We start from the raw sequence: 24854 nt of genomic DNA, 5'->3' as shown, positions 1-24854 counted from the left end.
AGTGCACTGTCGGGACACACAGGTACTTCGGCTCGAAATAAGTTGGCGGCGAAGCAGTGGGGGTCATCCCACTGTCGCTCAGTCGATATCGACGTTTCATCCCGCAGGAGGTTGGCGAAAGGTGTCCACGATGCCGGTCGGTGGGCTGGTTCCCAGCGCCACGGACGACGCTGCGGACCTGATCGTCCGCAACGCGAAAATCCATACTGGAGACCCTGGTCGCCCGCAGGCCGAGGCGATCGCCATCCGCGACGGCGTCATCACGGTCGTCGGTGACGACAAGGACATGGCCGGTCATGTCGGCGCGACCACGAAGGTGGTCGACGCTCTCGGCCGCCGGGTGATTCCCGGACTCAACGATTCCCATCTGCACGTCATCCGGGGTGGGCTCAACTACGTGCTGGAGCTGCGCTGGGACGGCGTCCGGACACTGCGTCAAGGCCTGGCGATGCTGCGTGAACAGGCGGCTCGCACGCCGAAGGGCCAGTGGGTCCGGGTGGTGGGGGGATGGTCTGCCGAGCAGTTCGCAGAACGGCGGCTACCGACCGCTGCCGAGTTGAATGCCGCCGCGCCGGACACCCCGGTGTTCGTTCTGCACCTGTACCAGTCGGCGGTGCTCAACCGGGCCGCGCTCAAGGCCGCCGGATACACCAAGGACACCCCCGACCCGAAGGGCGGCCAGATCGTACGGGGCAGGGACGGTGAGCCCACGGGCATGCTGCTCGCCGCCCCGAGCGCCCTGATCCTCTACTCGACTCTGGCCAAGGCCCCGGTGCTTCAGGACGAGGACAGGAAGACCTCCACCCGCCATTTCCTGCGGGAACTGAACAGGTTCGGGCTCACGTCGGCGATCGACGCAGCGGGCGGATTCCAGAATTTCCCCGACAACTACAGCACGGTCGTCGAACTGGCCAAATCCGGTCAACTGTCGCTGCGCATCGCCTATCATCTCTTCCCGCAGACTGCCGGTCAGGAAGTTGCCGACCTCGCCCGCTGGATCGAAATGGCCCGGCCCGAGGACGGGGACGAGTGGCTGCGCCTCAACGGTGCCGGGGAGAATCTCACCTGGGCGGCAGCAGATTTCGAGAACTTTGCCCAACCGCGGCCGGAACTCGCTCCCGGATATGAGACAGAATTCGAGAAGGCCGTACGTCTGCTCATGGAGAACGGCTGGGGCTTCCGGCTGCACGCCACCTACGACGACACCATCCGGCGCGACCTCGCGATATTCGAGAAGCTGGCCGCGGAAGGACTCTTCCCGGCTGGAAACCGGTGGCTGTTCGACCATGCGGAGACCGTCTCCGCGGACAGCCTCGACCGCATCGCCGCCCTCGGCGGCGCCATGTCCGTGCAGAACCGGCTGTCCTTCCAGGGCGAGGCATTCGTACGCCGCTACGGCCCCGGCGCCGCCGCGGACGCCCCTCCGGTCCGGGCCATGCTGGAGCGCGGTCTGACCGTCGGCGCCGGCACCGACGCCACCCGGGTCTCGACCTACAACCCGTGGATCGCCCTGCACTGGTTGATCACCGGCCGTACGGTCGGTGACCTGATCGTCCGCCCGCCGCACAACCGCGTCGACCGGCGGACGGCGCTGTCGATGTTCACCGAAGCCGGAGCCGCACTGACCGGCGAGGAGGGCATCAAGGGTGTCCTGCGCCCGGGCCACCTCGGCGACCTCGCGGTCCTGTCCGAGGATTACTTCGCGGTGCCCGAGCCGGACATCGTGCACATCGAGTCCCTGCTGACCGTCGTCGGCGGCAGGATCGTCTACGCCGCCGCCGAGTACGAAGGCCTCGACGAGGAACTTCCGCCGGTCAGCCCCGAGTGGAGCCCGGTCGCGCACTTCGGCGGCTACCAGGCCGTATCCGGTAGCGGCTCGTCGGGCGCCCGCCAGGCCGAGTTGCTCGGCCAGGCCGCAGCGGAGTCCGAGCAGCACCGGCAGTGGCGCGCCCGACGAGGCATGGCCCCGGATTCCGAGAGCACGGTCTTCGACCCCTGCTTCTCGCTCTGATCTCCCGGGAGAAGACCGGTCACGAGCCGCCTCTCCCGGGTCACCACCCTCGCGCCGTCGGACGGACGGCCGCGCTCGTCAGCGGACGCCCGTCCGCGATCACCTCACTCATGGAAGGGCCCTCTCGTGGTCAACATCTCTGAAGTCACCGCAGCCCCCGGCCCCGACCTGCTGACCCCCGACAACTGCGCTGTGCTGTTCGTGGACCACCAGCCGCAGATGTTCTTCGGCACCGGAAGCGGCGACCGCACCGCCATCATCAACTCGACCTTGGGCCTGGCCAAGACGGCCAAGGTGTTCGACGTTCCCGTGGTACTGAGTACCGTGGCCGCCGAGTCCTTCTCGGGTCCGATCATGCCGCAGTTGGCCGCTGTCTACCCCGACCAGAAGATCATCGACCGCACCACGATGAACGCCTGGGAGGACATCGACTTCGTCGAGGCCGTCAAGGCGACCGGCCGCAAGAAGCTTGTCATCGCCGGGCTGTGGACCGAGGTCTGCGTCGTACTGCCCACGCTGTCCGCCATCTCCCAGGGGTACGAGGTCTACGTCGTCACGGACGCGTCCGGCGGCGTCAGCCCGCAGGCGCACGAGCACGCCATCCAGCGCATGGTCCAGGGAGGCGCGATTCCGGTGACCTGGGTGCAGGTGCTCCTTGAGCTCCAGCGTGACTGGGCGCGGACGGAGACGTACGTCCCCGTCACGGAAGTGGTGAAGGAGCACGGCGGCGCCTACGGCCTGGGCCTGGTCTACGCGCAAGCCGTCATCGGCGCCCACGCGGCCGGCTGACCTCTTCACCTGAGCATCGACGAAACGCCAGGAACAGGTGGGAAAGCAATGAACACTGGACTGTTGGTCCTCCGGCTGGTGGTGGGCCTCCTCGTCGCCGGACACGGAGTGCAGAAGGTCAGCTTCCGGCTCGGCGGCAATGGCCTGGCGGGCGGGACCGAGGAGTTCCGCCACGACGGCTTCCGCGGCGGCAGACTCACCGCACTCGCCGCGGGCGGCAGCCAGATCGGCGCAGGCCTGTTCCTGGCGGCCGGTCTGCTCACTCCCGCTGCGGCGATGGCCGCCATGGGAGTGATGACGGTCGCCGGCACCGTCAAATGGCACAACGGGCTCTGGGTTCAGAACGACGGTTATGAGTACCCGATGGTCCTTGTCGCCAGCTCCACAGTGCTGGCACTCACCGGCCCCGGCCAGTGGTCGCTCGACCATGCGCTCGGGCTGACCCCCTGGCCCCTGTGGGCCTCCATCACGGTCATCGTGCTCGGCCCCGCAAGCGGACTGTTCACCCGTGTGCTGCTGCATCGCCCCGCTGTCCCGGAAGGAGCAACTCGGTATGCCCAAACTGCTGACTGACGTGGCCCGCACGCTGGCCCCTCCCAAGGGGGACAGACACGGACCGTTGCCACCGCTCATGCTGATGCTGACGGTGGCGACCGGCCTGGTGGACGCCGTCAGCTATCTGGGCCTCGGGCACGTCTTCGTCGCCAACATGACCGGCAACGTGGTCTTCCTGGGGTTCGCTCTGGCAGGCGCCGAGGGACTGTCCGCACTCGCTCCCATCGTGTCGATGGCCGCGTTCCTCGCCGGCGCACTGGCCGGAGGCCGGTTCACCAACCGGTTCGCCGCACACCGCGGGCGGCTGCTGGCCATCACCACGGCGCTGGAGGCGGTGCTCGTCGCCGCGGCCGCCATCGCGGCAACGGCCTCGCAGGGCAAGGTGACCACCGGAGTCCAGTACACCCTGATCGTGCTCCTCGGACTCGCCATGGGGCTGCAGAACGCGACCGCCCGGCGCCTCGGCGTCCCGGACCTGACCACGACCGTACTGACTCTGACCTTGACGGGACTGGCCGCGGACTCCACCGCGGCCGGCGGGCAGGCCCCCCGGCCGGGTCGGCGGATCCTCTCCGTACTGGCCATATTCCTCGGAGCCCTGGTCGGTGCCGTGCTGTTGCTGCACAACAAACTCGCCCTCACCTTGGGGCTGGTATTGGTGCTGCTCGCGGTGACGTCCCTGACGGCGTACCGCCTCTCGGCGTCAAACGCCGCCTGGACCAAGCCGCAGGCATGAGCGCGGGCCACCCCTCGTCCTTCCTCACCTGGTCCAATGGTTCGGGATGTCAGTCATCTCGATCGGAGATGAGCCGGCGCGACCGGCATCTCGGCGCACATAGGGGCGAAATCGGATCACTGCTGGGGGATCCCACGCACGGGATGCTTGCTCATGATGGAGACCCGGTTGAACGCGTTGATCGTGATGGCCACCCAGATCACCGCGGAGATCTCATCGTCGGTGAGGATCTGGCGGGCTGAGTCGTAGGCGCTTTCCTGCACGACGGCGTTCGCGGGTTCGGTGGTGGCCTCCGCCAGGGCGAGTGCCGCGCGTTCCCGTGCCGTGAACAGTTCTGTGTCGCGCCAGGCGGCCAGCACACCCAATCGCTGGATGGTCTCGCCGGCGCGCAGTGCGGCACGGGTGTGCACATGGAGGCAGTACGCGCAGCCGTTGATCTGTGACACCCGGAGGTTGATCAATTCCACCAGCGTGCGGTCCAGTCCCGTGTCGGCGGCGACCGCACGGACTGCTTCGGCCGTCTCGACCAACGCGCGGTATGCCTTCGGACTCTGCTTGTCGACGAAGACCCGCTTGCTCACCGGACCGGCTGCCGTGTCATTCAACCTGGACTCCTTCATGGGCCGCTCCCGGCCCTCGCTCGTTCTGCCGTTCGCCTGACAGGCAACCCAGCGACTTATCATCAGAGGCAATTGTTGAATATGAAATCATCTTTGAGCGCGAAGGGAGTGCAATGAGCAACGTCGAGAGGGATCCCACCGAACTGGGCCACAGGGCCCCGGACCACGGCGAGCAGGTGCCGAAGGTCGATGTTCTCTCCGCGCGGGACGTCCCGTTGGGTGGTCCGAGGGCGATGACGGTGCGGCGTACGCTGCCGCAGCGGGCCCGGACGCTGATCGGGGCCTGGTGCTTCGTCGACCACTACGGTCCCGACGACATCGCCCGCACGGGCGGCATGGACGTCGCGCCCCATCCGCACACCGGTCTGCAGACGGTGAGCTGGCTGTTCAGCGGGGAGATCGAGCACCGGGACAGCATGGGGAGCCACGCGCTCGTCCGACCCGGTGAGCTGAACCTCATGACAAGTGGGTACGGCATCAGCCACTCGGAAGTCTCCACCGCCCGGACCACGATCCTGCACGGCGTACAACTGTGGGTGGCCCTTCCCGCAGAGCACCGGCACACCGGCCGTGACTTCCAGCACTATGTGCCGAGCCCGTTCCGGGTGGGCGGAGCCGACGTCAGAGTGTTCCTGGGGGCACTGGCAGGTGACACCTCTCCGGTGCGGACCTTCACGCCCCTGCTCGGCGCCGAACTCATCCTTGAGCCGCGCTCGACGACCACGCTCGCCATCGACACCGGCTTCGAGCACGGCCTTCTCGTCGACCACGGGGATGTCCGTATCGCTGGAACAACTCTGCACCCGGCGGAGTTGGGCTATGTCGGCACGGGAAGCGACACGCTGACGCTGACGAACGAGGCAGACGCCGTTGCTCGGGTGGTCCTGCTCGGCGGGACGCCGTTCGAGGAACAGATCGTCATGTGGTGGAACTTCATCGGCCGGAGCCACGAAGACATCGTCGAGGCCAGGAAGGGGTGGCAGAGCGCATCCGACCGCTTCGGCAGGGTCGACGGATACGACGGCGATCGACTTCCCGCGCCCGCCCTTCCCAACGCCACCATCACACCGCGCACCAACCCGACGCGTGACTGAAAGGCATACGATGACGCAGCCCGCCGCCACTCCGACTGTCCAGCGAGTGGACACCAAACACCGCTACGAAATCCTGGTCGACGGCAAAACCGCAGGCCACACCGCGTACCGCGACCACGACAACCAACGCGTTTTCTACCACACCGAAATCGACGACGCCTTCGCCGGGCAGGGCCTGGCCTCCGTACTCGTCCAGCAGGCGTTGAGTGACGTGCGCGCCGCGGGGAAACGCATCGTGCCCGTCTGCCCCTACGTGGCGAAATTCCTCAAGAGGCATGACGAGTTCGCCGACATCACCGACCCCGTTACCGCGGAGACCCTGCAGTGGCTGAGCACCGTGCGCGCTCACTGACCGGCAGAACCACGCACGGACCGGAGCCTGCCGCTACATGGAATCGGACCGCGGCGGCAGGCCCGCTGATGCGACGTCAGGCGCGGACCAGTGGCGTGTCGACCAGATGCTCGGCAAGGAACCACGCTTGCAGTTCGCCGGTCCTGATCACCTGGGAGACGAACAGGTCATTGGTGCCGTCGTCCCCCAGTTCAACAGTCCGGGCGGCGGCGTCGTGTGATTCGATGAGGATGGTCTCATGGGCCTCAAGCAACCGTGAGAGCATCGCCGGCACCTCCTCCACGCCGTCCGGAGGCCGCGGAATCGACGTGATCTCGGCGACGTGCCGGGGGTCTCCCACCGCGACACCGCCCAGGGATTGGACGCGTTCGGCGATGGTGTCGACGAGTTCGAGCTGTTCCCCCGCGTGCTTGTCCAGGACCAGGTGCAGTTGGTAGAAGGTCGCACCGCGCATCAGCCAGTGATGCTTCTTGTAGAGGCCGTAGAGGATCTGCGTGTCTGCCAGCACCCTGTTCAGGCGCTGGCAGGAGTACATCCGCGCCTCGTAGGACAGACCGATCGGGAACTGCTTGACGGTGCCGAATTCCTGGATCACCGCCCCCTTCTGGTGCAACCACGGCTGACTGCCGCTCACGAGCGGGGAATGGGTGGTCATGAACGGCCTCCTGCGGTGCGGTGCTGTGCGTACCCCTGTGACGCTAAGTGCCCGGACGGGAGGCGGCTTGTCCGGCAGCGCATGCTGTGATGCCCCGCAGCGCACTGTCCTCAGCGCACGCGTAAGCACCACGACTGCTGCTCCCCCGCGCGCCCGGCGCTCAGCGACTGGCGCGGTGGCCCGACGTCACGGGCACGTATGCTGCGGGGGTGATTAGTCGGTTTTCGGCCATCACGTACACGTCCCGTGGCCTGTGGGGGCTGTGGGGGCTATGGGGGCTGAGGGCACCGCGGGGGCCGTGCCGGCGACCTGGAAGGCGGAGAATTGATGGGGATCGAGGCGACCACCGGCGGAGCCCAGGACAGCGGCACCGCGGCTACCGGGAGGGCGTCGGTGAAGCGGGCGGCGGGTGCCGCCGGCGGGTCGTCGTTCGGTCGGATGTTGCGGGAGTTGCGGCAGAGTCACGGCTTGACGATGGAGGAACTGGCGGAGGCGTCCGGTGTCTCGGGGCGCGCGATAGGTGACATGGAGCGGGGACGGAGTCTGCGTCCGCATCGGGGAACGGTCACCGCGTTGGCGCAGGGGCTGCGGTTGGACGAGGCGGCGCACAATGCACTGCTGGCCGAAGCCCGAGCCACCCGGTTTGCCGCAAAAGCCACTCTTTCCGTCAAGCCGTCTCCCTATGCGCTGCCCAGAGGTGTCCGGGACTTCGTCGGCAGGCACGCGGAACTGTCCGTGCTGCGTGCCCTGGCGCAGCGGGCCGCCGAGGAGTCAGAGCCTCAGGAGCAGGGACGGCGTACCGCTGCGCCGCCAGTCGCGGTGGTGTGCGGTGCGCCGGGCAGCGGCAAGACGACCCTGGCGGTCCGGCTTGCCGAGGAGTTCGCTCCCGCCTTTCCGGACGGCGCGCTACTGCTGGACATGCGGGGCCTGGAGGAGCAGCCGCTGTCGGCAGAGGAGGCGATGCTTCGCTTGCTGGGCGCATGGGGCGTCGAGGTGGCGCAGGTGAGCGCCGAGGAGCGGCTGGCGTGCTACCAGGCGACCGCAGCCGGGCTGCGTGCAGTGCTGGTCTTGGACAATGCCGGTAGTGAGGCGCAGGTCAGGCCCCTGTTGCCGCGTGCGGGGGGTGTGCTCGTGGTGGTGACCAGTCGCCGCACCCTGGCCGGTTTAGAGGCAGTACGGCGCGTGGAACTCGGTCCACTGACCGAGCAGGAGTCCAACTCCTTGCTGCGTGCCGTGGTCAGCGACGGACGCGTGGACGCGGAGCCGGAAGCCGCACACTCGGTGACCGAATTGTGCGGTCACCTTCCCCTGGCCTTGCGGGTGGCCGCGAACTGGGCCGCCACCCGCACGAACTGGAGCCTGCAACGGCTCGCCACCCGGCTCGCCGACGAGGATCGCAGACTGGACGCGCTCAGCGCCGGTGACCTGCGGGTCAACTCCGCCTTCTCCCTGTCCTACTCGCGTCTTGCTCCTGGTGCCGCCCGGATGTTCCGGCTGCTGTCGCTGATACCGGGAGGCGATTTCAGCATGCCGCTGGCGGCCGTCCTCGCGGACGTGCCCCTGCTCGACGCCGAAGACCTCCTGGAGGAACTGCTGGAGGCGGGACTGCTGATGACCTCCCGCGAGGACCGCTACCGCTTCCACGACCTGCTGCGCCTGTATGCCAAGTCCAGGCGGCGGATGGAGGAGAGCGAGCAGGAGTCGGCCGCGGCCGGTTCCCGTCTGCGGTTCTGGCTGCTGGACACCGCCGTCGTCGCCGGCCGCTGGTACGAGCCCGGCTACGGTGCGCCGTCGCCGGACCTGAGTCGCCTGGTCCCTCTGGACGACCCTGAGCAGGCACTGCGCTGGCTCAAAGTGGAGAGCGACAACTGGCTGGCGGTATTCCGCGAGGCCGCCGAGGTCGGCGAGCACGCCAGAGTCATCGAAGTCGCGGAAGCCATGCACTGGTTCTCCGAGAACTGGGTGTCCTGGGGCCACTGGGTCGAGATCTACGAACGCGCCACCCAGGCCGGTGCGGCCCTGCATGACATGCTGCTGGAAGCCACCCACTACAACTACCTCTCGTGGGCGTATTGGGCGTGCGAGGGCCGCCATGACGAGGCGGTCGCCGCCGCTACGTCCGCCCTTCGCCTCGCCACAGCCTGTGGGGACATCGTCCAGCAGGCATGGGCGCACAACTATCTCTGCTGGCTGCAGCAGGCGGTCAAGGACACGTCGCACGCCGTCGACAACGTTCTCCGTTCCAGGGAACTGTTCTCCCAGGCCGACGACATCATCGGATACCTCCAGGCCGCCAGCGGGAGCATCGGACTGCTGAGGACCGCGGGCCGCATGCAGGAAGCCGTCACAGCCTATCGGGAGATCATGGAAGCTCTCTCCGATCCTCGCAATCGCGACCGCATTCCGCCCGACGTGCGGGACCTCACGGCATCGATCGCCGGCAATTACGTGTCGTTCGTCCATCTCAACCAAGGACATTGGCAGGACGCGGTCGACGTGCTGCGTCCGATGCGCGGGCAGTTCGAGGCCCGTGGTTATCACCGGCACGGAGGTAAGGTCCACCTCTATCTGGCTCACGCCCTCGCGCATCTCGGTGAGAACGCCGAGGCAGCCGCCGAATACCGTGCCGTGCTCGCAATGGAAGGCCGCATACCGCCGGTCGTGCTGGAAGAAGCCCGCTCAAGCCTTGACGCCCTTGCCGCCGGTCGGCTCGCGCCGCCGACCCACTTCGAGTGACGGGTGTTCTCCTGTTCTGCACGAGTGCCGCCCCATCGTGACGGCACCCGGCACCGGGACGGGTGGCTGGATCAGGCCAGGAAGTCCAGCAGTTCGGCGTTGACCTCGGCGGCATGGGTCCAGATCAGGCCGTGCGGAGCGTCCGGGATGACCACCAGCTTCGCGCCGTCGATCCGCTGCGAGAGCGGGATCGCCGTCGCGTCCAGCGGCAGCGTTCGGTCGGCGTCGCCGTGGATGATCAGTGTAGGCACGTCGATCTTGGGCAGGTCCTCGCGGAAGTCCGTCAGCCACGCGGCGACGCAGGCCAGCGTGGCCCGGGCGGAGGCGGCGGCAGCGACGTTCCAGCTGTACTGGACCACCTGGTCGCTGACCCGTTCGCCGCCCAACACGTCGACGTTGTAGAAGTCATGCAGGAACCCGGCCAGGAAGGCGGGACGGTCAGCCACGATCGCCTGCTGGATCCCCTCGAAGACAGCGCCATCCACCCCTGACGGGTTGTCCTCGGTCTTGAGCAGGAACGGCGGGACGACACCGATCATCACGGCCTTGCGGATCCGATCGGAGCCATAGGTCCCGAGGTAGCGGGTGACCTCACCGCTGCCCATCGAGAACCCGACCAGCGAGACGTCCGACAGGTCCAGCTGCCCGATCAGCTGGTGCAGATCCGCCGCGAGGGTGTCGTAGTCGTAGCCGGTGTCGGGCTGGTCCGAGCGGCCGAAGCCGCGGCGGTCGTAGGTGATGACCCGGTGGCCGGCATCCAGCAGGGCGGCAGCCTGCTTCTCCCAGGAGGCGGCGTTCAGCGGCCAGCCGTGGACGAGCACCACCGGTCGGCCCGAACCGTGGTCCTCGTAATAGAGCCGGATCCGTGCGGAGTTCTCTTCGCCCACGCTGACGAACGGCATGACATTCCCCAATTCCAGCCATACGACCCAGCACTTTGAATGCGCAGGTGACGGCTGGGTCCTCGTCGGAGCCTGCCCCGTCAACGTAGGTGCCCGGCGGACGGCCGAGTGGTCCGAGCGCGCACACGAGCTTGTCGCCGAGGGCACGGCCGCCAAAGGCCCGAACCGGCGGGCGGGCAGGACTTGACCCACCGCGCACAGCGCTGTCCTCACCACGCACAGCCTGTTCCGCTGCCCTCGCGGCCGGTCCCGCGGCCAACAGCGCACAGCTAGCGTGACGGTCCTCGCGCTCGCCGGAACCGGCCGGCGCCGACCCGCCCCAGCAGTGAAAAGGAGTCGCCATGCAGCGCCCGACGACGGACCACGAGAGGGATGACGCCGGCACCACCGATGAGTACGACGTGGTGGTGATCGGTGCGGGGCCGGGAGGCGAGGTTGTGGCTGACCGGATCACGACCGCCGGGCTGACTGCCGTCGTGATCGAGGCCGAGGCGGTCGGCGGCGAGTGCTCCTACTGGGCGTGCATCCCGAGTAAGGCGCTGCTGCGCCCGGCCGCCGCCCTCGACGCCGCGCTCTCAGTTGCCGGCGCCCGGGAGGCGGTGACCGGCCACCTGGATGCGGCGGCGGTACTGGCTCGCCGCAACGCCTTCGTCTCCGACTGGAAGGACACCGGGCAGGTCGACTGGCTGAGCGGCGCCGGAGTCGACCTGGTACGAGGATGGGGCCGGCTCGTGGGTGAGCGCCGGGTCGAAGTCCGCGACGCGGACGGCGGGCGCCGGATCATGATGGCCCGTCAGGCCGTCGTGCTGGCACCGGGCAGCGCCCCCGTCCTGCCGCCTATCGAGGGGTTGGCTGAGGTCGGGGCGTGGACCAACCGTGAGGCGACCGCCGCGCAGACCGTACCTGAGCGGCTCATCGTGGTCGGCGGCGGTGTGGTCGCCTGCGAGATGGCCACGGCCTGGAGCGCACTCGGTTCGCACGTCACCCTCCTCGTTCGGGGCCCCGAACTGCTGGCCGGCTGGGAACCGTTCGTCGGACAGGAGGTGGCTGACGGGCTCCGGGCCCTGGGTGTCACGATCCGCTTCGACGTCGAGGCCACGCGCACCGTCCGGGATGGCGCGACCGTCACCGTCGAGCTGGCCGACGGCACCACCGTCGCGGGCGACGAGCTCCTGGTCGCCGTCGGTCGGCGGCCGCGGACCGACGATCTCGGCCTGGATACCGTCGGGTTGGCGCCAGGCTCATGGATCGAGGTGGACGACAGCTGTCAGGTCCCCTCGGTGGGAGAGGGCTGGCTCTACGCCGTCGGCGATGTGAACCGGCGGGCCCCGCTGACCCACATGGCGAAGTACCAGGCACGCGCCTGCGCCGCAGCGATAGCCCGGCGCACGGCCGGGCACTCCGACCTTCCCAGCGGCTGGAACCCGTGGTCGGCGCCATCCGACCGCGCCGCCGTGCCGCAGGCCGTCTTCACCCGCCCCGAGGTGGCGAGTGTCGGCCTCACCGAACTCCAGGCCCGTCGGGCCGGCTTGTCGGTCCGCACCGTTGAGTACCGAATCGGCGACGTCGCCGGCGCCGCCCTGCACGCCGACGACTACCGGGGCCGAGCGAAGCTGGTGGTCGACGAAGACTGCGGCGTGATCGTCGGCTGCACGCTGACCGGCCCGGACGCCGGCGAACTGATCCACACCGCGACCGTCGCCGTGGTCGGCGAGGTGCCGCTGAGCCGCCTGTGGCACGCGGTCCCGTCCTTCCCCACCGTGAACGAGGTGTGGCTTCGCCTGCTGGAAACCTATGGGCTCTGAGCGGAGCCGACCCACAGCACACGGGGCCGCGCCGCCGCGCCATGCCTGCCGTAGGAGCGGCGGGCGGTCCTCCGTCGGCGGCCGGACCGCTGCCGACGGCGGGGGCAATGTGGCTGACAGGGTTGCCACGCGCCCGAACGGCCCCGTCGCCCCCGCGACCCAACGATCCGAGGAACGGCTATGTCTCAACACCGCATTCCGGCCCGGCGGTTCTCCCGTTCGGAGACGGCCCGTGCCGAGGCCTTCAGCGACGGCGTCTTCGCGATCGCGGTCACCATTCTGGTGCTCGGCCTGACCGTTCCCGCGCACCGGCCCGGCCGGCTCGCGCACGCCCTTGTGTCGCAATGGCCCGCCTACGTCGGCTATTTCGCGTCCTTCAGCTACGTCGCTGTTATCTGGCTCAACCATCACCAGGCCTTCGTGCGGATCCGCAGCATGGACCGGGGCTTGCACGCGGCCAATCTCTTCTTGCTGTTCACCACGGGGGCGCTCGCCTTCCCCACCGGCGTCGTCGCGGATGCGCTGCGGTCCGACGTCTCCGGCGCGGATGCGCGGGTGGCGGTTGTCCTCTACGCGTCCCTCGCATCGGTGATGTGTCTGAGCTGGGTCGTCCTCTATCACCACCTCGGCCGCCACCCCGAACTCATGGACCCGGAAGTCGAACCCACCTATGTGCCGCATGGCCGCCTCCGTTCCTGGGCCGGCGCGCTGGTCTACGCCGTCGCCGGAGTGCTGGGCGGCCTGATCTCCCCACTGATCGCACTGGGCGTCTTCATCGTTCTGCCCGCCTTCTACTTCGTCTCCAGCGAAGGGCTGCCGGCAGGGCACGAAGCCGCCGGCCATACGGGTGCGTGACCGCCGACTCTGCGAGGGTGAAGTTCCCCCGTGAGTCCATGCGCCGGTGCAGCCGGGGTGAGTTCCCTCATCTCAGCAGGTCGGAGTCTTCCGTGACGGTCGCTGCACGTGTGGTGCGCGGTGAGCGTACGAAGGCCGTGGCGATGTGTCACGAGCCTCGTCGTCCCCGTCGAGGTGGACGGCCGCCGGGTCACAGTGGGCGCGAACCCTTGTGTGGCGGGCGGGCGGGGAAGCTGTAGCGGCCCAGGCAGTTGAGGTTGGCGTGCTTCAGCGCGGAGACCCGGGGCACGTCCTCGTCCAGGACGTCATGCTCCGGCTCCTCGGGCGGCAGGGCCCGCAGGTGGTCGACGGCGGCGTCGAGGTATCGCGTTGTCCAGAGGACGGCGGCATCGAGCTCAGCCGGCCGATGCAACAGGAGGCCTGGTGCGACCGCTGCAGTGACCGCTAACTCCGCCCCTCCAGAACGAGCACCGCGTGGCTCGCTCCAAGGCCCCGCTCGCACTTCTTGGGATCGGCGACTTGGTGTCCTGCACTCGTGGTCGGATCTCCCCTCATCACTCGCCCGAATGCGACGCGGATGCGTTGAAGCTAGCTTGGATATGAGAGATGCACTCACCACGCTGGTGGAGCGGCGAATCCGGCGGGCGCTTCGGTCCTGGTGAAACGGAACCAAACGGCAGTACGCCCGATCCGAGGCAGCCTCAACCGAGGCGATGCGGCACGCCAGCAACGGAACTCCTGCAGAACGGCGACCTGAGCATCGCTCGGTCTGCCAAGAGACGGAAGGGTGTCGCATATGGCAGAGAGATTGTCGCGGGCCTGGACGGCGGACGAAGCTGCCGAACACCAGCGATCACGCGGTCCGGACCGGACGGACGAGGCGGTCCCGATGGATCGGACGGCGGAGGTCTCCAGCGGTGAGGACCACCGTCCCGGCGTGGAGAGCGACTACGCCGACGACGACTCCCGCGGTGACGACCCCACACCGCAGGAGGGATGACCGTGGGACTCTACTTCCAGAACAGCACGTCGACAACTGTTTGGTTCGCTTACGCCTATGCGGACAGCGACTGCGCGTCAAAGGGTGACCCGTGGTCGAAGACCGGATGGTTCATGGTCACTCCGCACACAGATTTGAAGGTGCGTTCCGGCCCGGTCAACGGGGCGAAGTACTTCTTTTTCGCGGAGAATCAGGACAGAAGTCTGAGCTGGGGTGGCGAATTCTTCACCCCAATGCCGGACCAGGCATTCGACTGGTGCTGGAACACGGGGAGCAGCGACTCCCGGCTGCTCGGCATGAGAAAGGTGCTCGTGCCGGTGACCTCGATCAACCATACGATCAACGTCGTCTGACGGGCCGGCCTCGGCAGCCTTCACAGCTGCAAGCCCCGGACTGTCCGGTTCGGGGCTTCTGTGCGCCTCGGGTCAGCGGCCGCTGGGGCGAGCAGGCCCCGGACGGCGGTGACCTCGCTGATGGGTGTCCTACCGGCGGACCCCTGCGGGTGGAGGGTGGCGGGGCCTACTGTGCCGTCATGAAGACTTCCGGCAAGAAGAAGCCCCTTCCGAGGACCTGAAGGTGCTGGATGCCGACCTGGCCATGGCCGCTGGCATGATCACCCGACCATGCGGCCGCCAGCCTGCGCGACGGCCGCTTTGTGGACCTGGTCGCGAACCTGGCCGAGGTCAACCGGCGTGCCCAGATCAGCCTGCACGAACCGGTCGAGAAGGCGCTCGCCCACGGTCAGAGCTTCGAGTCTCTGGCAGGTGGATCCCACCTGTCGCCCGAATATCTACCGGAGGCGTACGAGCAGTTCGACCGTGCGGCGGTGGCACGATCTGGTCCCGACAAGGACGGCCGGGAGCCCTGGCGGGTCCTGGACTGGCCGTACCGTCGAAAGGCGACCGCACCCAGCCCCCTGGGCTGCGGTCACCTGTGTCGTACCGCACGCTCAGGCGGCCAACAGCAGGGCGAGCGGGATATCCCGCCCGGGCTTCTCCGGCCGCTTACAGGCCGATCCCCTCGGTCGCGGCATCGTCCCGCTTCTCACCCTCGTCCACGTACTCCCAGAACACCGGGGAGTTGGCGGACCAGCGATTCAACCGTGCGTCGCAACTGCTGCGGGCGTATCGAGCACCGGGCCCGGGGCATCGTCAGCGGTGATCGAAAGCACCTTTGCCCGGTGGGGGATCCCGCTAGGGTGGCTTCCCGTGGAAGCAGTGAGCGGGGCGCTGATCGGGGGCCGGTACCAGCTTGTCGAGCTGATCGGTCAGGGCGGTATGGGCCGGGTGTGGCGGGGGCGGGACAAGGCTCTCGAGCGGGACGTGGCAGTGAAGGAGGTGCTGCTCCCGCAGGGCCTCACCAGTGGGGAGCGCGACCACTTCCTCCAGCGCGTGGCGCGCGAGGCGCGCGCCGCGGCGCGGCTCAACCACCCCGGGATCATCACCGTGCACGACGTGGTCGAGCACAAGGGCGCGCCCGTCATCGTCATGGAACTCGTCACCGGTACGTCGCTGGCGGCGCTGATCGCCCAGGACGGCGCGCTGCCGGTTCAGCGGGTCGCCGAGATCGGCGCGGCGATGCTGAAGGCGCTCCAACTGGCCCACGCGGCGGGCATCATCCATCGTGACCTCAAGCCGGACAACGTTCTGTTGATGGGCGACAGGGTGATCATCACCGACTTCGGCATCGCGCACATGGCCGACGCGACCACAGCCCTCACCCGCACCGGCGCGGTCATCGGCACCCCGGCCTACATGTCCCCCGAGCAACTGGAAGGCAAGCCGCCGGCCCCCGCAGGTGACCTGTGGTCGCTGGGCGCAACGCTCTACAGCGCCGTCGAGGGCGCACCGGCATTCCACGGGGACACCTTCAGTGCGCTCGTCATAGCCGTCGTCACCAAGGAACCGCGCCCGCCGGTGCGAGCGGGCGCGCTGCAGCCGCTGCTTGCCGCGCTGATGACGAAGGACCCGGCCCGCCGTCCCACGGCCGAGCAGGCGCTTTCCGCGCTCGACGAGGTGGCACGAACGGGAGCAGCCGTGCTTGCTCCGATCCCGACCCCGACCGCGGTCGTGTCTTCGGCGGCGCCTGCGCCCGCCGGGGCGTGGCTCCCTCCGCAGCCGTCCCACGCACCGTCGGTCGGCGGCCGGCCGCCGGCCCAGTCCTTGCCGCCCGCCGGCCCTGGCCTCCACTTCCAGCCGACGGCCGCCGCCGGAGCACCGACCGGGGCCCGGGCAGGCTCGGCGGTCAGCCCCTTCGGGGCGGTGGTGCTGCGTTTCATCGGCTGCATGGCGCTGTTGTGGGCCATCGGCTCCGTACTGCCGTGGAACTATCTCGACACGGTGCCGTCGGAGTTCCTGCCCACGGTTCTGGCGATCACCGGCGCGTTCTCGCTCATCAACGCGGTGCCCCGGCCCCGGTGGCACCCGGCAGTGGCCTGGCTGGTCTTCGTCGTGTTCGATCTGGCCCTTTACTTCGCCGTCAAGCAAGTTGTCGTGCCGGCGCTGCTCCACGGCGAGACAGAAACCGGCTTGAGCGAGGTCCCGAGCGAGATGGTGATCAACCTGCTGCTCTACGGCACCGGCGCCTGGCTCCTGTGGTGGAAGATCCCCGGCAGCCGCTCCACCTGACGAAGGACTGGCCGACGGGTCGACAGGTCGGCGGACGGAGCCGTCCCGTGGGTCTCCTGGATTCAGCCGGCACGGCTTACAGCGTGGGGGTCAGGAAAGCGTCCTCCAAGCCCCATTTCTCGAGCAATCTGGAGTAGCTCCCGTTGTTGTAGACGACGACGAGGGCGTCCAGCAGAGTGTTGCTGAGCTCGGTATCTCTCAGTCGGACCGCCATGCCGGCAGGGCCGACGGCGAGCTGCTCGCCGGCGATCTCGGTCGTGCTGCCGGGGCCCTTGGCGGCGTGGGCGGCCGACGGGAAGTCGGTGATCGCGGCGTCCGCCCTGCCTTCGTGCACAGCCGCCAGGGCCGCCGAGGCGTTGGCGAACTGCATGAGCGTGGCGCAGGACGGGCGGTTGTTCCGGAGGAGTTCCGCGCCGGTGCTGCCGCCGATGACGGCAATATTGCCGCACACTGTGGAGAGTGACCTGACGTTCCGGGGGTTGTCCTTGGGCACACTGATCGACGACCCGAACCTGAGGTAATTGACGAACGATACGTACTTGCGACGCTCCTGAGTGGCGCCTTTCGTCATGACGACGTCGTATCGCCCCTCGGTGACCCCGGAGATCAGCTGGGCAGAAGGGGCCTGCAGGAACCGGAACGACACTCTGAGCTGGGCACCGAGGAGCTGGGCGAGATCGGTGTCGAAGCCGACGAGCCTGCCCTGCGAGGTGAAGTCGAACGGAGGCTGTGCGGGATCCACTCCGACCACGATGAAGCCTCTGGCCTGGATCGATGCCGGCAGCTGCTGGTGAAGCCGGTAGGAGTCCTCGGGGTCCCGGGGGACGGAGTCGCCGATGGGCGACAGGGACAAGCCGACCGCGACGCAGGCCGCGGTGACGACACTTGCCAGCATCACGACGACGGACCGACGACCGGGACGCCTGTGCGTGGGACCCGGGGCCAGGACCACGGTGGGCAAGATGTCGCGGCCCGTGGCCTCCGGCCCGACCCGGACCCGGCCCCGGACCGCGGCTTGCGCAGGAAGCTGCCGTGCGGGTTCCGCAAGGGGCAGCGACATCCCCAGTATGGCGGCGACGCAACGACGGACGACGCTGTAGCCGCCGTGCGGCCGGGGCCCTGCCGTGGCGGCGCCCCGGTGGTTCCGGCCCAACACGGCGGCGGCCGTGCGCTTGCCGGTACTTCCCCTGCTTCCCTCGGCCGTCAAGGAGTGCGCTCCTGCCGCGGTCCCTCGTCCGGGACACCGGCCAGCTGTGGACGATCCGGCTCAAGGGCCGTCCGCTGCGGCCCGGCGACCGCGTCGTTGACGCTCTGCACCTGGCCCAACTGCGTCAGCAGGGCGGGGGCGGAGAGCCCGACCGCGACCGCCGCGTAGGCGCCGGTGATCTGCCCCGTCAGCCCGAACATCGCGGCGCAGGCGGCGCCCAGCACCATGTGACAGGCGATCGCGACCGCATCGGGCACCGGGTCGAAGTACTCGGCGAAACGGGGCAGGGGGCGTGGCACGACCTCGGGCGTCGGGTCGAGGACCGGATCGGGGCTGAGTTCGGAAGAGGCCTTGCGCTGCTCGCGGCGCGCGGTCTGCCAGGCGATCGTCTGGCTGTACGCGTCGACCAGGCCGCGCAGCGATCCGCCACCGGCGCCCAGCGTGATCAGTAAGGTCGTGTCCACTCAGCCCCCTCGCGGAATTTTCCACTTCCCGCTCCATTGAGGACATTAGGGGTTCGCGGGGTGCACCAAAGCGACATGGTGAAATATCTCCGGACTTGCCTGGCCGGCCGCGCCGCCGGCGTCGGAGGAGCTCAGCCGTGCGGCGAGAACCGGTCCCGATCGGCCCGTCCACGGCCGACCCCGCCCGAAGCGGCGACCGATCCGCAGCAGGATCGGGTGGGGCGGTAACGCCTGGATGACACCCATCGTGCTAACCGACTGACCAGCAGACATAACGCAGCGTCAAGTCTCGGCCGGCGCCCGGGAGTTAAATGCGGATTGCCGTCCGTGGAGGCGAGTTGTCGACTGGAAAGGGTTGACTCCCCAAGCTGGTCTAGTCCAATGTTGTGACCAGGGTCCGTGCGCGTGTTCATCCTCGCGAGGGGTGCGGTCCGCCGCCCTCCGACCGCCATGAGCTCCGCGGGCCCATGAAGGTAGTGAAACCAACACGCCCGCAGCGAGCTGCCTGTCGGCAGCCAACCCTGGATTCGCTGTGCCCTCGATCCGCCCCGCCACCGAAGATCCGAGCCTGGAAGGACCGCATGACCGAGTCCGACCGATACCACCTCCACCCCTCCCGCAGGGCATCGCGCGCACTTGCCCCAAGAAAGCCGTCCAGGCGGCGGTCCGGGACCTTGCGCAGGTGTCTGCCTCCGCAGGGAACGAGAGCATGTCGCGTCCTGGCGGCGAGCGGAATCCGAGGGGCTGGACCACCGGCCCGGACGGCCGGAGCCACGAGCACCGGAGCCACGGGCATCGGCCGGGTGCAGCGATGAGCAGCACGGGACCGGCCCCGATCAGCGCAGCTCTGTGTGCCGCCCTCGCCACCGCGTCCGAGGACCGGATCATCTACGACCTCGCCGGGATCGGCGAGCGGTACAGGTTTTTGACCGAGGAACTGCCGGGTGTCGACATCCGGTTCGCCATGAAGGCGTGCCCCGTCGACGAGGTGTTGGCCCATCTGGTGGCCCAGGGTGCCGGCTTCGACGCCGCGAGCCCCAACGAGATAGCCCAGGCGGTCAGGACCGGCGTGCCGCCGGGTCGGATCCACTACGGCAACACCGTCAAGTCCGACCGAAACATCGCGGAGGCGTACCGCCTGGGTGTCAGGGACTTCGCCACGGACAGCCTGGAGGACGTTGCCGCAATCGCAGCCCACGCTCCCGGCGCCCGGGTGTTCTGCCGGCTGGCCACCACCGGGGAGGGTGCGCTCTGGGGGCTCAGCCGGAAGTTCGGTTGCTCAGCCGACGATGCGGTGCTCGTCCTGGAAGCCGCGCGGGCGGCCGGCCTGACGCCGGCCGGCCTGTCGGTGCACGTCGGCTCGCAGCAGATGACGTCCGGCGCCTGGCGGGAAGCCTTCGATCACCTCGGCGACCTGCTGGTGAGCCTGCGGCAGAGCGGCATCGTGCTGGACCACGTCAACCTCGGCGGCGGCCTGCCAGCCCTCGGCTATCTGGACCGGCGGGGCAACCCGCTCGACCCGCCGCTGGACAAGATGTTCGTGGTGATCCGGGAGGGCATGCAGCGGCTGCGGGAGATCTCGGGCTCCGAGCTGGACTTCGTCATGGAGCCGGGCCGCTACCTGGTCGCCGACCAGGGCGCGATCAAGGCGCACGTCCTGCGCCTGACGTCGCGCCGGCAGCTCGACGGCGGCCGCGAGTACTGGCTCTACCTGAGCTGCGGGAAGTTCAACGGCCTCTACGAGATGGACGAGCTGCAGTACCGGCTGGTCTTTCCGTCCCACCCGGACGGGGAGTACGTTCCGGCCGTCGTCGCGGGCCCCAGCTGTGACAGCGACGACGCCTACGCCCAGGAACACAGTCGTGTCCAGGTGCCGAGGGCGGTCGCCTCCGGAGATCCGGTGTGGATCCTCTCCAGCGGCGCCTACGCGACCAGTTACATGACCCAGGGGTTCAACGGCTTCGATCCGCTGCCGTGCGGTTGGACGTCCGGTGAGCCCGAAAGACCCGCGGCGAGGGATGACGAGGCGAGTCCGCGGTGACGGACGACGAGGCGAGTCCGCCGGCCTGATCCCCCGCGGGCACGCTCGCACTGTTCGCCGTCACCGGCGCGGAGTGCGCGTGCCCTACACCCACCTGACCCACCCGGTTTCTGGAGTTCATACATGCCCGCCCCCGATCAGCATCTTCACCGAGCCGCCTCCCGCCGCCCGTATTTCAGTGCGGACGGTGAGACGTACCTGGCGCCGACCCCGCTCAGGGACCTCCGTAAGGAGCAGCCCCTGCGCGTGCTCTCCGAAGCGGACTTCGCCTTCTGGCGGACCTACGGGTATGTCGTGGTCAAGGAGGCGATCCCCGCCGAGTCCGCCGGCCGCCTGCTGGACTTCGCCTGGGACTTCCAGGGCCTCGACCCGCACCGTCCGGACAGCTGGTACGAGCAGCGGCCCTACCGTGACGAGCTGGACCGCCATCTGCACGTCTACGGCTTCGTCGAGGCGTACCACCACCAGCTGATCTGGGACAGCCGGCAGACCCAGCGCGTCTACGACGCCTTCGCCGACGTGTGGGACTGCGAGGAGCTCTGGGTCACCCTCGACCGTCTCAACCTCAACCCGCCCAACATCAAGAACCGCGACCGCGCGCTCATCGAACCCACCGAAGAGGGCTTCGACATCGAACTCCACTGGGACATCGACAGCACGCTCGGTGTCATACCGCAGCGGGTCCAGGGCATCATCGCGCTCACCGACACCCAGCCGGACCACGGCGGCTTCCAGTGCAACCCCGAGCTGTTCCGCCGGTTCGACGAGTGGAAGCTCGGCCAGCCGGCCGGCCGCGATCCGATCCGGCCCGCCGTCGACCGGGACGAATACCCGGTGGTCCGACCGGAGTTGTCCGCCGGCGACCTGCTGATCTGGAACGGCGCCCTGGCGCACGGCGTCGCCCGCAACACCTCAGAACGCGGCGTCCGGGCGGTCCAGTACGTCTCGATGATGCCCGCCCTGGAGGAGAGCGAGCAGATACGCCGCTCCCGGATCAGCTCCTGGGAGACCCTCAGCACTCCGGACTGGAACGGAACCCTGGTCGGCGACGCCGTCACGCACGAGTCGCTCCGGTACAAGGCCGCCGAACTCAACGAACTCGGAGAGAAGCTGCTGGGCCTCACCTCCTGGCACGGAACCTCCGGGCACGCAACGTCGGATCGCGGAACCTCAGGGCACGGAACCTCAGGGCACGGAACCGCCCGGCACGGAGCGGAGTCCGCACAGTGAGTCGTCGTACCGCTCTGCGCAGGATCTGCCTGACCCTTCCCACCAACCGGGCCTGCACCCCGGCCATCGCCGACGTCGGCGAGGAGGCCGCCTACGCCGCCGGGGAGTTCGGCGTCGAGGTCCACCTGCTGATCCTCGACTCCTCCGACGTCTCGACGTTCGCCGATCACGCAAAGGCCGTCGACGAGCTCCCCGCTGTATCGGGCGTGATCGTGCACCACCTCGACGAGGGGCGGCAGCGTGACTTCCTGCGGGAGGTGATCGAGCGCTCCGGTCATGCCGAACCCGAGCTGCTGCTCGACCTGATGCTGCCGGACGCCGTCTCCTACGGAGCCTGCACCAACCGGGCCTTCCTGCTCGCCGCCGCACTCGGCTGCGAGTCGATCCACCGCCGGGACTCGGACAGCGGCTACCAGTCCCTGGACGGCAAGCCGGTCTTCCCGGTCCACCACGAGCTGCTCTCACTCGGAAGAACGGGAACCGACGCGGCCGACGGCGTCACCGAGAACACTCTGGACCCGGTGCACGGCCGGAAGCCGGTATCGATGGTCGGTGGCTCGTTCGTGGGTGAACTGTCGGTCGACGTCAGCGAGATCAAGGAGGCCGACCCCGGGATCTACCACGACGTGGTCAGCCTGTGGGCGCCGCCCGAGTGGCCGGCGGAGGAGGTTCAGGGCCTGGTCCAGGAGTCGTTCATCGGCGCCGGCACCGAGCCGTTCAGCGTCGACCGGTCGGTGCTGGACGTCCCGGACATCTGGCGGTTGGACATGTGCAACATCGGCTTCGACCGCGAGCTGTACGAGCGCGTCCCGCTGCCGCCCGCGACCGACACCATCGGCAGTGACTACTTCCTGCTGCACGTCGTCCGCCACGCCCCGCTGCCCGCGGTCGTGCACAACCGCCACATCGTCAACTTCTACACCGCGGAGCGGCGGACCGGCAGCGGATTCACCGCCTACCAGATGCGGTTCGTGAAGTTCCTGCTGTCGATGCTCTACCTCCATCCCGTCTACTTCGACCTCGAGGAAGCCGGTCCGGCACTGCTCGACCCGCAGCACCATGTGCGGGCCGACACGATCGCCGGCTTCGTGCGGCGATCCACCAGCGAGGACCGTGCGGAGAACATCCGGCGGCTGGATGTCATCGACCGCCGCTACCGTCAACTCGGCGGCAGGTACGCCGAGTTCGCCGATCATCTGATGCCGCTGCGGCAGGACCTGCTCGACCGGGCCCAGGTCGACATGGAGCACTTCGCGCTGTTGATCGACGCGTGGCGTCCACTGGTGGCGGCGAGCAGGGCCATCGGTCAACCCATCGCTCCATCCAACGGTCCATCCATCGGAAGGGCCTGACGAGTGGCCGACGACACCATCCGCCTCCGCCGGCTGGCAGACACCGACTGGGACGAGGTCGTGGCGCTGGAAGCGCGCGCCTACGCCGAGAGCGGTCTGTCCGAAGGACGGGAGGTGCTGCGGTCCAGGGGCCGCGTATCACCCACCACCTGCTTCGTACTCGAGCACGACGGGCAGTTCGGGGGCTATCTGCTGGCCCTCCCCTACCCGCCGGGCCAGTGCCCGGACCTCACGACGGCAGAAGCATCCGACCACAAGTCGGCGAATCTGCACGCGCACGACTTCGTGATCACCGAGGCGCTCCGCGCCAGGGGCCTGTCACCGCACTTCGTGCGCCAGATCGAGCAGGAGGCGCGGTCGCAGGGATTCGACCGGATCTCCATGGTGGCCGTCCAGCGCAGCCATGTCCTCTGGCGTCGCCTCGGCTACGCCGCCCACGCGGAGGTCGGCCTCCCCGAGAGCTACGGCACGGAGGCCGTCTACATGTCCAAGGCGCTGTAGAGCGCGCCCAGGACCGGGACAGAAGTACCCAGCGGATCCGCCGCGCGGATCACCATCGTCGGACGAAGTAGGCTGATTCACTCATGATTCGCATGCACGACCCCTTCCGCAGAGCGCAGTTGGCCATCGCGGCGCTGTTCCTCTTTCTCGGGTTCCAGTACGCCACCTGGGTCTCACGGCTGCCCGCGCTGAAGACGGACCTCGACCTGAGCGCGGCGCAGGTCGGCCTGCTGCTGATGGCAGGTGGTGCGGGGGCGGTGATCTCGTTCCCGCTGGTTCCGCCGGCGATGAAGCGGCTGGGCTCCCGGCTGGTGTCGCTGCTGTCCGCCCTCGCCCTGGGCCTGATCCTGCTGGTCCTGGCCGTGACGCCGAACTACCCGGTCACCCTGCTGGTCATCTGCCTCGACGGCGTGGCGGTGGGCTTCCTCAACGTCGCGATGAACGCGCAGGGAGCCGCGCTCGAAGTCCAGTACGGGCGGACCGTGATGGCCAGGTTCCATGCCACGTTCAGCGCGGGCTCGCTCTCCGCGGCGCTGCTCGCCGTCGGCGTGAACCTGTTCACCTCGTCCTTGGCGGTGCACTTCACGGCGGCCGCCCTGCTGTTGCTGCTCGCGGTGGGCCTGACGCAGTCCGGGCTGCTGCCGCAGGACCAGCAGCCGGACGCCACGCCGGAGAAGGCGGCGGAGCAGGCGGCGGACTCCGCGTCGGAGCAAGAGGAGCAGCCGAAGCGCCGGCTGGTCCTGCCGACCCGGGTGACCATCTGGATGGGCCTCGCCATGGTGTTCGGCACCGTGACCGAAGGTGCGATGAACGACTGGTCCTCCCTCTACCTGAAGGACATCGCCGAGGCGGGACCGAAGGTGACACCGCTGGGGATCGCCGTGGTCTCCGGAATGATGGTGCTCGCCCGGATCTTCGCCGACGGCTGGCGCGCCCGCTGGGGCGACGGACGGATCGTCGTGGCCGGCAGCGCACTTGCGGGCGCCGGCCTGGCGGTCGCCCTGCTGGCCGGCGGTGTGCTCCCCGCGCTCCTGGGGTTCGCCTGCGTGGGCCTGGGCGTCGCGGCCGTCACACCGTGCGTCTACGTCGCCGCGGCCCGGCAGGGGCCGGACGCGTTGGCCCTGGTCGCCGCGATGGGGACGATCGGCCTGCTGGCCGGACCGCCCGTGATCGGCTTCATCGCGAGCGGCAGCAGTCTGACGTGGGGCATGGGCGCCATCGCCGTCTCGGCGGCACTGGTCTCCCTGTGCGCCACCCGGATCCGCTGGTCCGCCTTGGTCCCCGCCTGACCGGCTCCCACCGCGCGGCCCGGCAGTGCGACC

23 protein-coding genes and 1 pseudogene are annotated in these 24854 nt (G+C 68.8%); 17 read left to right on the top strand and 7 right to left on the bottom strand.

Going from position 1 to position 24854, the window contains the following annotated elements; translation table 11 throughout:
• Positions 1–130: 130 nt before the first annotated feature.
• The 4 genes from G3I60_RS25590 to G3I60_RS25575 all read left to right on the top strand — a co-directional run bounded on the left by G3I60_RS25590 (position 131) and on the right by G3I60_RS25575 (position 4091).
• Positions 131–2011 (top strand): amidohydrolase, encoded by a 1881-nt coding sequence (locus tag G3I60_RS25590; protein ID WP_203673854.1) that lies wholly within the window; start codon positions 131–133, stop codon positions 2009–2011.
• Positions 2012–2137: 126 nt separating this feature from the next.
• Positions 2138–2800 carry a hydrolase gene (locus tag G3I60_RS25585; protein WP_164296972.1) on the top strand — a complete coding sequence of 221 codons (663 nt, stop codon included), beginning with the start codon at positions 2138–2140 and terminating at the stop codon, positions 2798–2800.
• A gap of 48 nt (positions 2801–2848) precedes the next feature.
• Complete coding sequence (locus tag G3I60_RS25580; protein WP_164296970.1) at positions 2849–3373, top strand: DoxX family protein; 525 nt, start codon at positions 2849–2851, stop codon at positions 3371–3373.
• The gene (locus tag G3I60_RS25575; RefSeq protein WP_164296968.1) at positions 3354–4091 is read left to right on the top strand and encodes a YoaK family protein; all 738 of its coding nucleotides are present in this window, start codon (positions 3354–3356) and stop codon (positions 4089–4091) included. The genes G3I60_RS25580 and G3I60_RS25575 overlap by 20 nt, the downstream gene beginning before the upstream one ends.
• 116 nt (positions 4092–4207) lie before the next feature.
• Here G3I60_RS25575 and G3I60_RS25570 read toward each other — a convergent pair whose 3' ends face one another.
• Positions 4208–4711, bottom strand: coding sequence for a carboxymuconolactone decarboxylase family protein (locus tag G3I60_RS25570; RefSeq protein WP_164296966.1), 504 nt, complete (start codon positions 4709–4711; stop codon positions 4208–4210).
• A gap of 113 nt (positions 4712–4824) precedes the next feature.
• On the opposite strand from G3I60_RS25570, the gene G3I60_RS25565 reads away from it, so the two are divergent.
• Together G3I60_RS25565 and G3I60_RS25560 are read left to right on the top strand one after the other, a co-directional pair.
• Positions 4825–5805: a pirin family protein gene (locus G3I60_RS25565; protein ID WP_164296964.1), complete on the top strand. Its 981-nt coding sequence runs from the start codon at positions 4825–4827 to the stop codon at positions 5803–5805.
• 10 nt (positions 5806–5815) lie between these two features.
• On the top strand, positions 5816–6157 hold the full coding sequence (locus tag G3I60_RS25560) for a GNAT family N-acetyltransferase (RefSeq protein WP_164296995.1): 342 nt from the start codon (positions 5816–5818) through the stop codon (positions 6155–6157).
• A 76-nt stretch (positions 6158–6233) separates the two neighbouring features.
• On the opposite strand, the gene G3I60_RS25555 is transcribed toward G3I60_RS25560, so the two are convergent.
• Positions 6234–6812: a Dps family protein gene (locus G3I60_RS25555; protein ID WP_164296962.1), complete on the bottom strand. Its 579-nt coding sequence runs from the start codon at positions 6810–6812 to the stop codon at positions 6234–6236.
• A gap of 327 nt (positions 6813–7139) precedes the next feature.
• Between G3I60_RS25555 and G3I60_RS25550 the strand changes: the two genes are divergently transcribed.
• Complete coding sequence (locus tag G3I60_RS25550; RefSeq protein ID WP_164607759.1) at positions 7140–9548, top strand: helix-turn-helix domain-containing protein; 2409 nt, start codon at positions 7140–7142, stop codon at positions 9546–9548.
• Positions 9549–9619: 71 nt separating this feature from the next.
• On the opposite strand, the gene G3I60_RS25545 is transcribed toward G3I60_RS25550, so the two are convergent.
• A complete protein-coding gene (locus G3I60_RS25545; protein WP_164296955.1) occupies positions 9620–10450 on the bottom strand; it encodes an alpha/beta fold hydrolase in 831 nt (276 codons plus the stop codon).
• A 341-nt stretch (positions 10451–10791) separates the two neighbouring features.
• Here G3I60_RS25545 and G3I60_RS25540 point away from each other — a divergent pair, with 341 nt between their 5' ends.
• Both G3I60_RS25540 and G3I60_RS25535 read left to right on the top strand, forming a co-directional pair.
• A complete protein-coding gene (locus tag G3I60_RS25540; RefSeq protein WP_164296953.1) occupies positions 10792–12255 on the top strand; it encodes an NAD(P)/FAD-dependent oxidoreductase in 1464 nt (487 codons plus the stop codon).
• 180 nt (positions 12256–12435) lie between these two features.
• Positions 12436–13110 (top strand): TMEM175 family protein, encoded by a 675-nt coding sequence (locus G3I60_RS25535; protein WP_164296951.1) that lies wholly within the window; start codon positions 12436–12438, stop codon positions 13108–13110.
• A gap of 186 nt (positions 13111–13296) precedes the next feature.
• Here the strand turns inward: G3I60_RS25535 and G3I60_RS25530 are convergent.
• A pseudogene (locus G3I60_RS25530) lies at positions 13297–13504 on the bottom strand (hypothetical protein); the annotation flags it as partial.
• A 402-nt stretch (positions 13505–13906) separates the two neighbouring features.
• On the opposite strand from G3I60_RS25530, the gene G3I60_RS25525 reads away from it, so the two are divergent.
• Positions 13907–14110, top strand: a complete 204-nt coding sequence (locus G3I60_RS25525; protein WP_164296949.1) for a hypothetical protein — start codon at positions 13907–13909, stop codon at positions 14108–14110.
• A 2-nt stretch (positions 14111–14112) separates the two neighbouring features.
• The gene (locus G3I60_RS25520; protein WP_164296947.1) at positions 14113–14463 is read left to right on the top strand and encodes a DUF1036 domain-containing protein; all 351 of its coding nucleotides are present in this window, start codon (positions 14113–14115) and stop codon (positions 14461–14463) included.
• 260 nt (positions 14464–14723) lie between these two features.
• On the opposite strand, the gene G3I60_RS46505 is transcribed toward G3I60_RS25520, so the two are convergent.
• A complete protein-coding gene (locus G3I60_RS46505) occupies positions 14724–14849 on the bottom strand; it encodes a hypothetical protein (RefSeq protein ID WP_275405986.1) in 126 nt (41 codons plus the stop codon).
• A gap of 469 nt (positions 14850–15318) precedes the next feature.
• Between G3I60_RS46505 and G3I60_RS25515 the strand changes: the two genes are divergently transcribed.
• Positions 15319–16737, top strand: a complete 1419-nt coding sequence (locus tag G3I60_RS25515) for a serine/threonine-protein kinase (protein ID WP_164296945.1) — start codon at positions 15319–15321, stop codon at positions 16735–16737.
• Between the two features lie 76 nt (positions 16738–16813).
• Here G3I60_RS25515 and G3I60_RS25510 read toward each other — a convergent pair whose 3' ends face one another.
• Together G3I60_RS25510 and G3I60_RS25505 are read right to left on the bottom strand one after the other, a co-directional pair.
• Positions 16814–17632, bottom strand: coding sequence for an ABC transporter substrate-binding protein (locus tag G3I60_RS25510; RefSeq protein WP_164296943.1), 819 nt, complete (start codon positions 17630–17632; stop codon positions 16814–16816).
• A gap of 308 nt (positions 17633–17940) precedes the next feature.
• Positions 17941–18408 (bottom strand): hypothetical protein, encoded by a 468-nt coding sequence (locus G3I60_RS25505; protein ID WP_138355482.1) that lies wholly within the window; start codon positions 18406–18408, stop codon positions 17941–17943.
• 811 nt (positions 18409–19219) lie between these two features.
• On the opposite strand from G3I60_RS25505, the gene G3I60_RS25500 reads away from it, so the two are divergent.
• The 5 genes from G3I60_RS25500 (at position 19220) to G3I60_RS25480 (ending at position 24821) form a co-directional block, all read left to right on the top strand.
• Positions 19220–20449 (top strand): type III PLP-dependent enzyme, encoded by a 1230-nt coding sequence (locus tag G3I60_RS25500; protein WP_164296941.1) that lies wholly within the window; start codon positions 19220–19222, stop codon positions 20447–20449.
• A gap of 123 nt (positions 20450–20572) precedes the next feature.
• Entirely contained in the window at positions 20573–21679 is a 1107-nt protein-coding gene (locus G3I60_RS25495; RefSeq protein WP_164296938.1) for a YbiU family protein, read from the top strand.
• Between the two features lie 14 nt (positions 21680–21693).
• The gene (locus G3I60_RS25490; protein WP_164296993.1) at positions 21694–23031 is read left to right on the top strand and encodes a DUF6271 family protein; all 1338 of its coding nucleotides are present in this window, start codon (positions 21694–21696) and stop codon (positions 23029–23031) included.
• Between the two features lie 3 nt (positions 23032–23034).
• Positions 23035–23532, top strand: coding sequence for a GNAT family N-acetyltransferase (locus G3I60_RS25485; RefSeq protein WP_164296936.1), 498 nt, complete (start codon positions 23035–23037; stop codon positions 23530–23532).
• Positions 23533–23615: 83 nt separating this feature from the next.
• Positions 23616–24821, top strand: a complete 1206-nt coding sequence (locus G3I60_RS25480) for an MFS transporter (RefSeq protein WP_138355486.1) — start codon at positions 23616–23618, stop codon at positions 24819–24821.
• Positions 24822–24854 lie beyond the last annotated feature (33 nt).

Source organism: Streptomyces sp. SID13666 (assembly GCF_010548325.1).
Classification (GTDB): domain Bacteria; phylum Actinomycetota; class Actinomycetes; order Streptomycetales; family Streptomycetaceae; genus Actinacidiphila; species Actinacidiphila fildesensis.
The sequence above is the reverse complement of the archived record's forward strand: the minus strand, read 5'-3'. Positions and strand labels throughout refer to the sequence as shown.

Excerpts from the sequence above, each read along its gene's own strand:
- G3I60_RS25500 (WP_164296941.1), top strand. The coding sequence starts at position 19,220 with ATGAGCAGCACGGGACCGGCCCCGATCAGCGCAGCTCTGTGTGCCGCC.
- G3I60_RS25550 (WP_164607759.1), top strand. The coding sequence starts at position 7,140 with ATGGGGATCGAGGCGACCACCGGCGGAGCCCAGGACAGCGGCACCGCG.
- G3I60_RS25555 (WP_164296962.1), bottom strand. The coding sequence starts at position 6,812 with ATGACCACCCATTCCCCGCTCGTGAGCGGCAGTCAGCCGTGGTTGCAC.
- G3I60_RS25580 (WP_164296970.1), top strand. The coding sequence starts at position 2,849 with ATGAACACTGGACTGTTGGTCCTCCGGCTGGTGGTGGGCCTCCTCGTC.
- G3I60_RS25560 (WP_164296995.1), top strand. The coding sequence starts at position 5,816 with ATGACGCAGCCCGCCGCCACTCCGACTGTCCAGCGAGTGGACACCAAA.
- G3I60_RS25540 (WP_164296953.1), top strand. The coding sequence starts at position 10,792 with ATGCAGCGCCCGACGACGGACCACGAGAGGGATGACGCCGGCACCACC.
- G3I60_RS25480 (WP_138355486.1), top strand. The coding sequence starts at position 23,616 with ATGATTCGCATGCACGACCCCTTCCGCAGAGCGCAGTTGGCCATCGCG.
- G3I60_RS25565 (WP_164296964.1), top strand. The coding sequence starts at position 4,825 with ATGAGCAACGTCGAGAGGGATCCCACCGAACTGGGCCACAGGGCCCCG.
- G3I60_RS25525 (WP_164296949.1), top strand. The coding sequence starts at position 13,907 with ATGGCAGAGAGATTGTCGCGGGCCTGGACGGCGGACGAAGCTGCCGAA.
- G3I60_RS25510 (WP_164296943.1), bottom strand. The coding sequence starts at position 17,632 with ATGCTGGCAAGTGTCGTCACCGCGGCCTGCGTCGCGGTCGGCTTGTCC.
- G3I60_RS25495 (WP_164296938.1), top strand. The coding sequence starts at position 20,573 with ATGCCCGCCCCCGATCAGCATCTTCACCGAGCCGCCTCCCGCCGCCCG.
- G3I60_RS25590 (WP_203673854.1), top strand. The coding sequence starts at position 131 with ATGCCGGTCGGTGGGCTGGTTCCCAGCGCCACGGACGACGCTGCGGAC.
- G3I60_RS25570 (WP_164296966.1), bottom strand. The coding sequence starts at position 4,711 with ATGAAGGAGTCCAGGTTGAATGACACGGCAGCCGGTCCGGTGAGCAAG.
- G3I60_RS25535 (WP_164296951.1), top strand. The coding sequence starts at position 12,436 with ATGTCTCAACACCGCATTCCGGCCCGGCGGTTCTCCCGTTCGGAGACG.
- G3I60_RS25545 (WP_164296955.1), bottom strand. The coding sequence starts at position 10,450 with ATGCCGTTCGTCAGCGTGGGCGAAGAGAACTCCGCACGGATCCGGCTC.
- G3I60_RS25575 (WP_164296968.1), top strand. The coding sequence starts at position 3,354 with ATGCCCAAACTGCTGACTGACGTGGCCCGCACGCTGGCCCCTCCCAAG.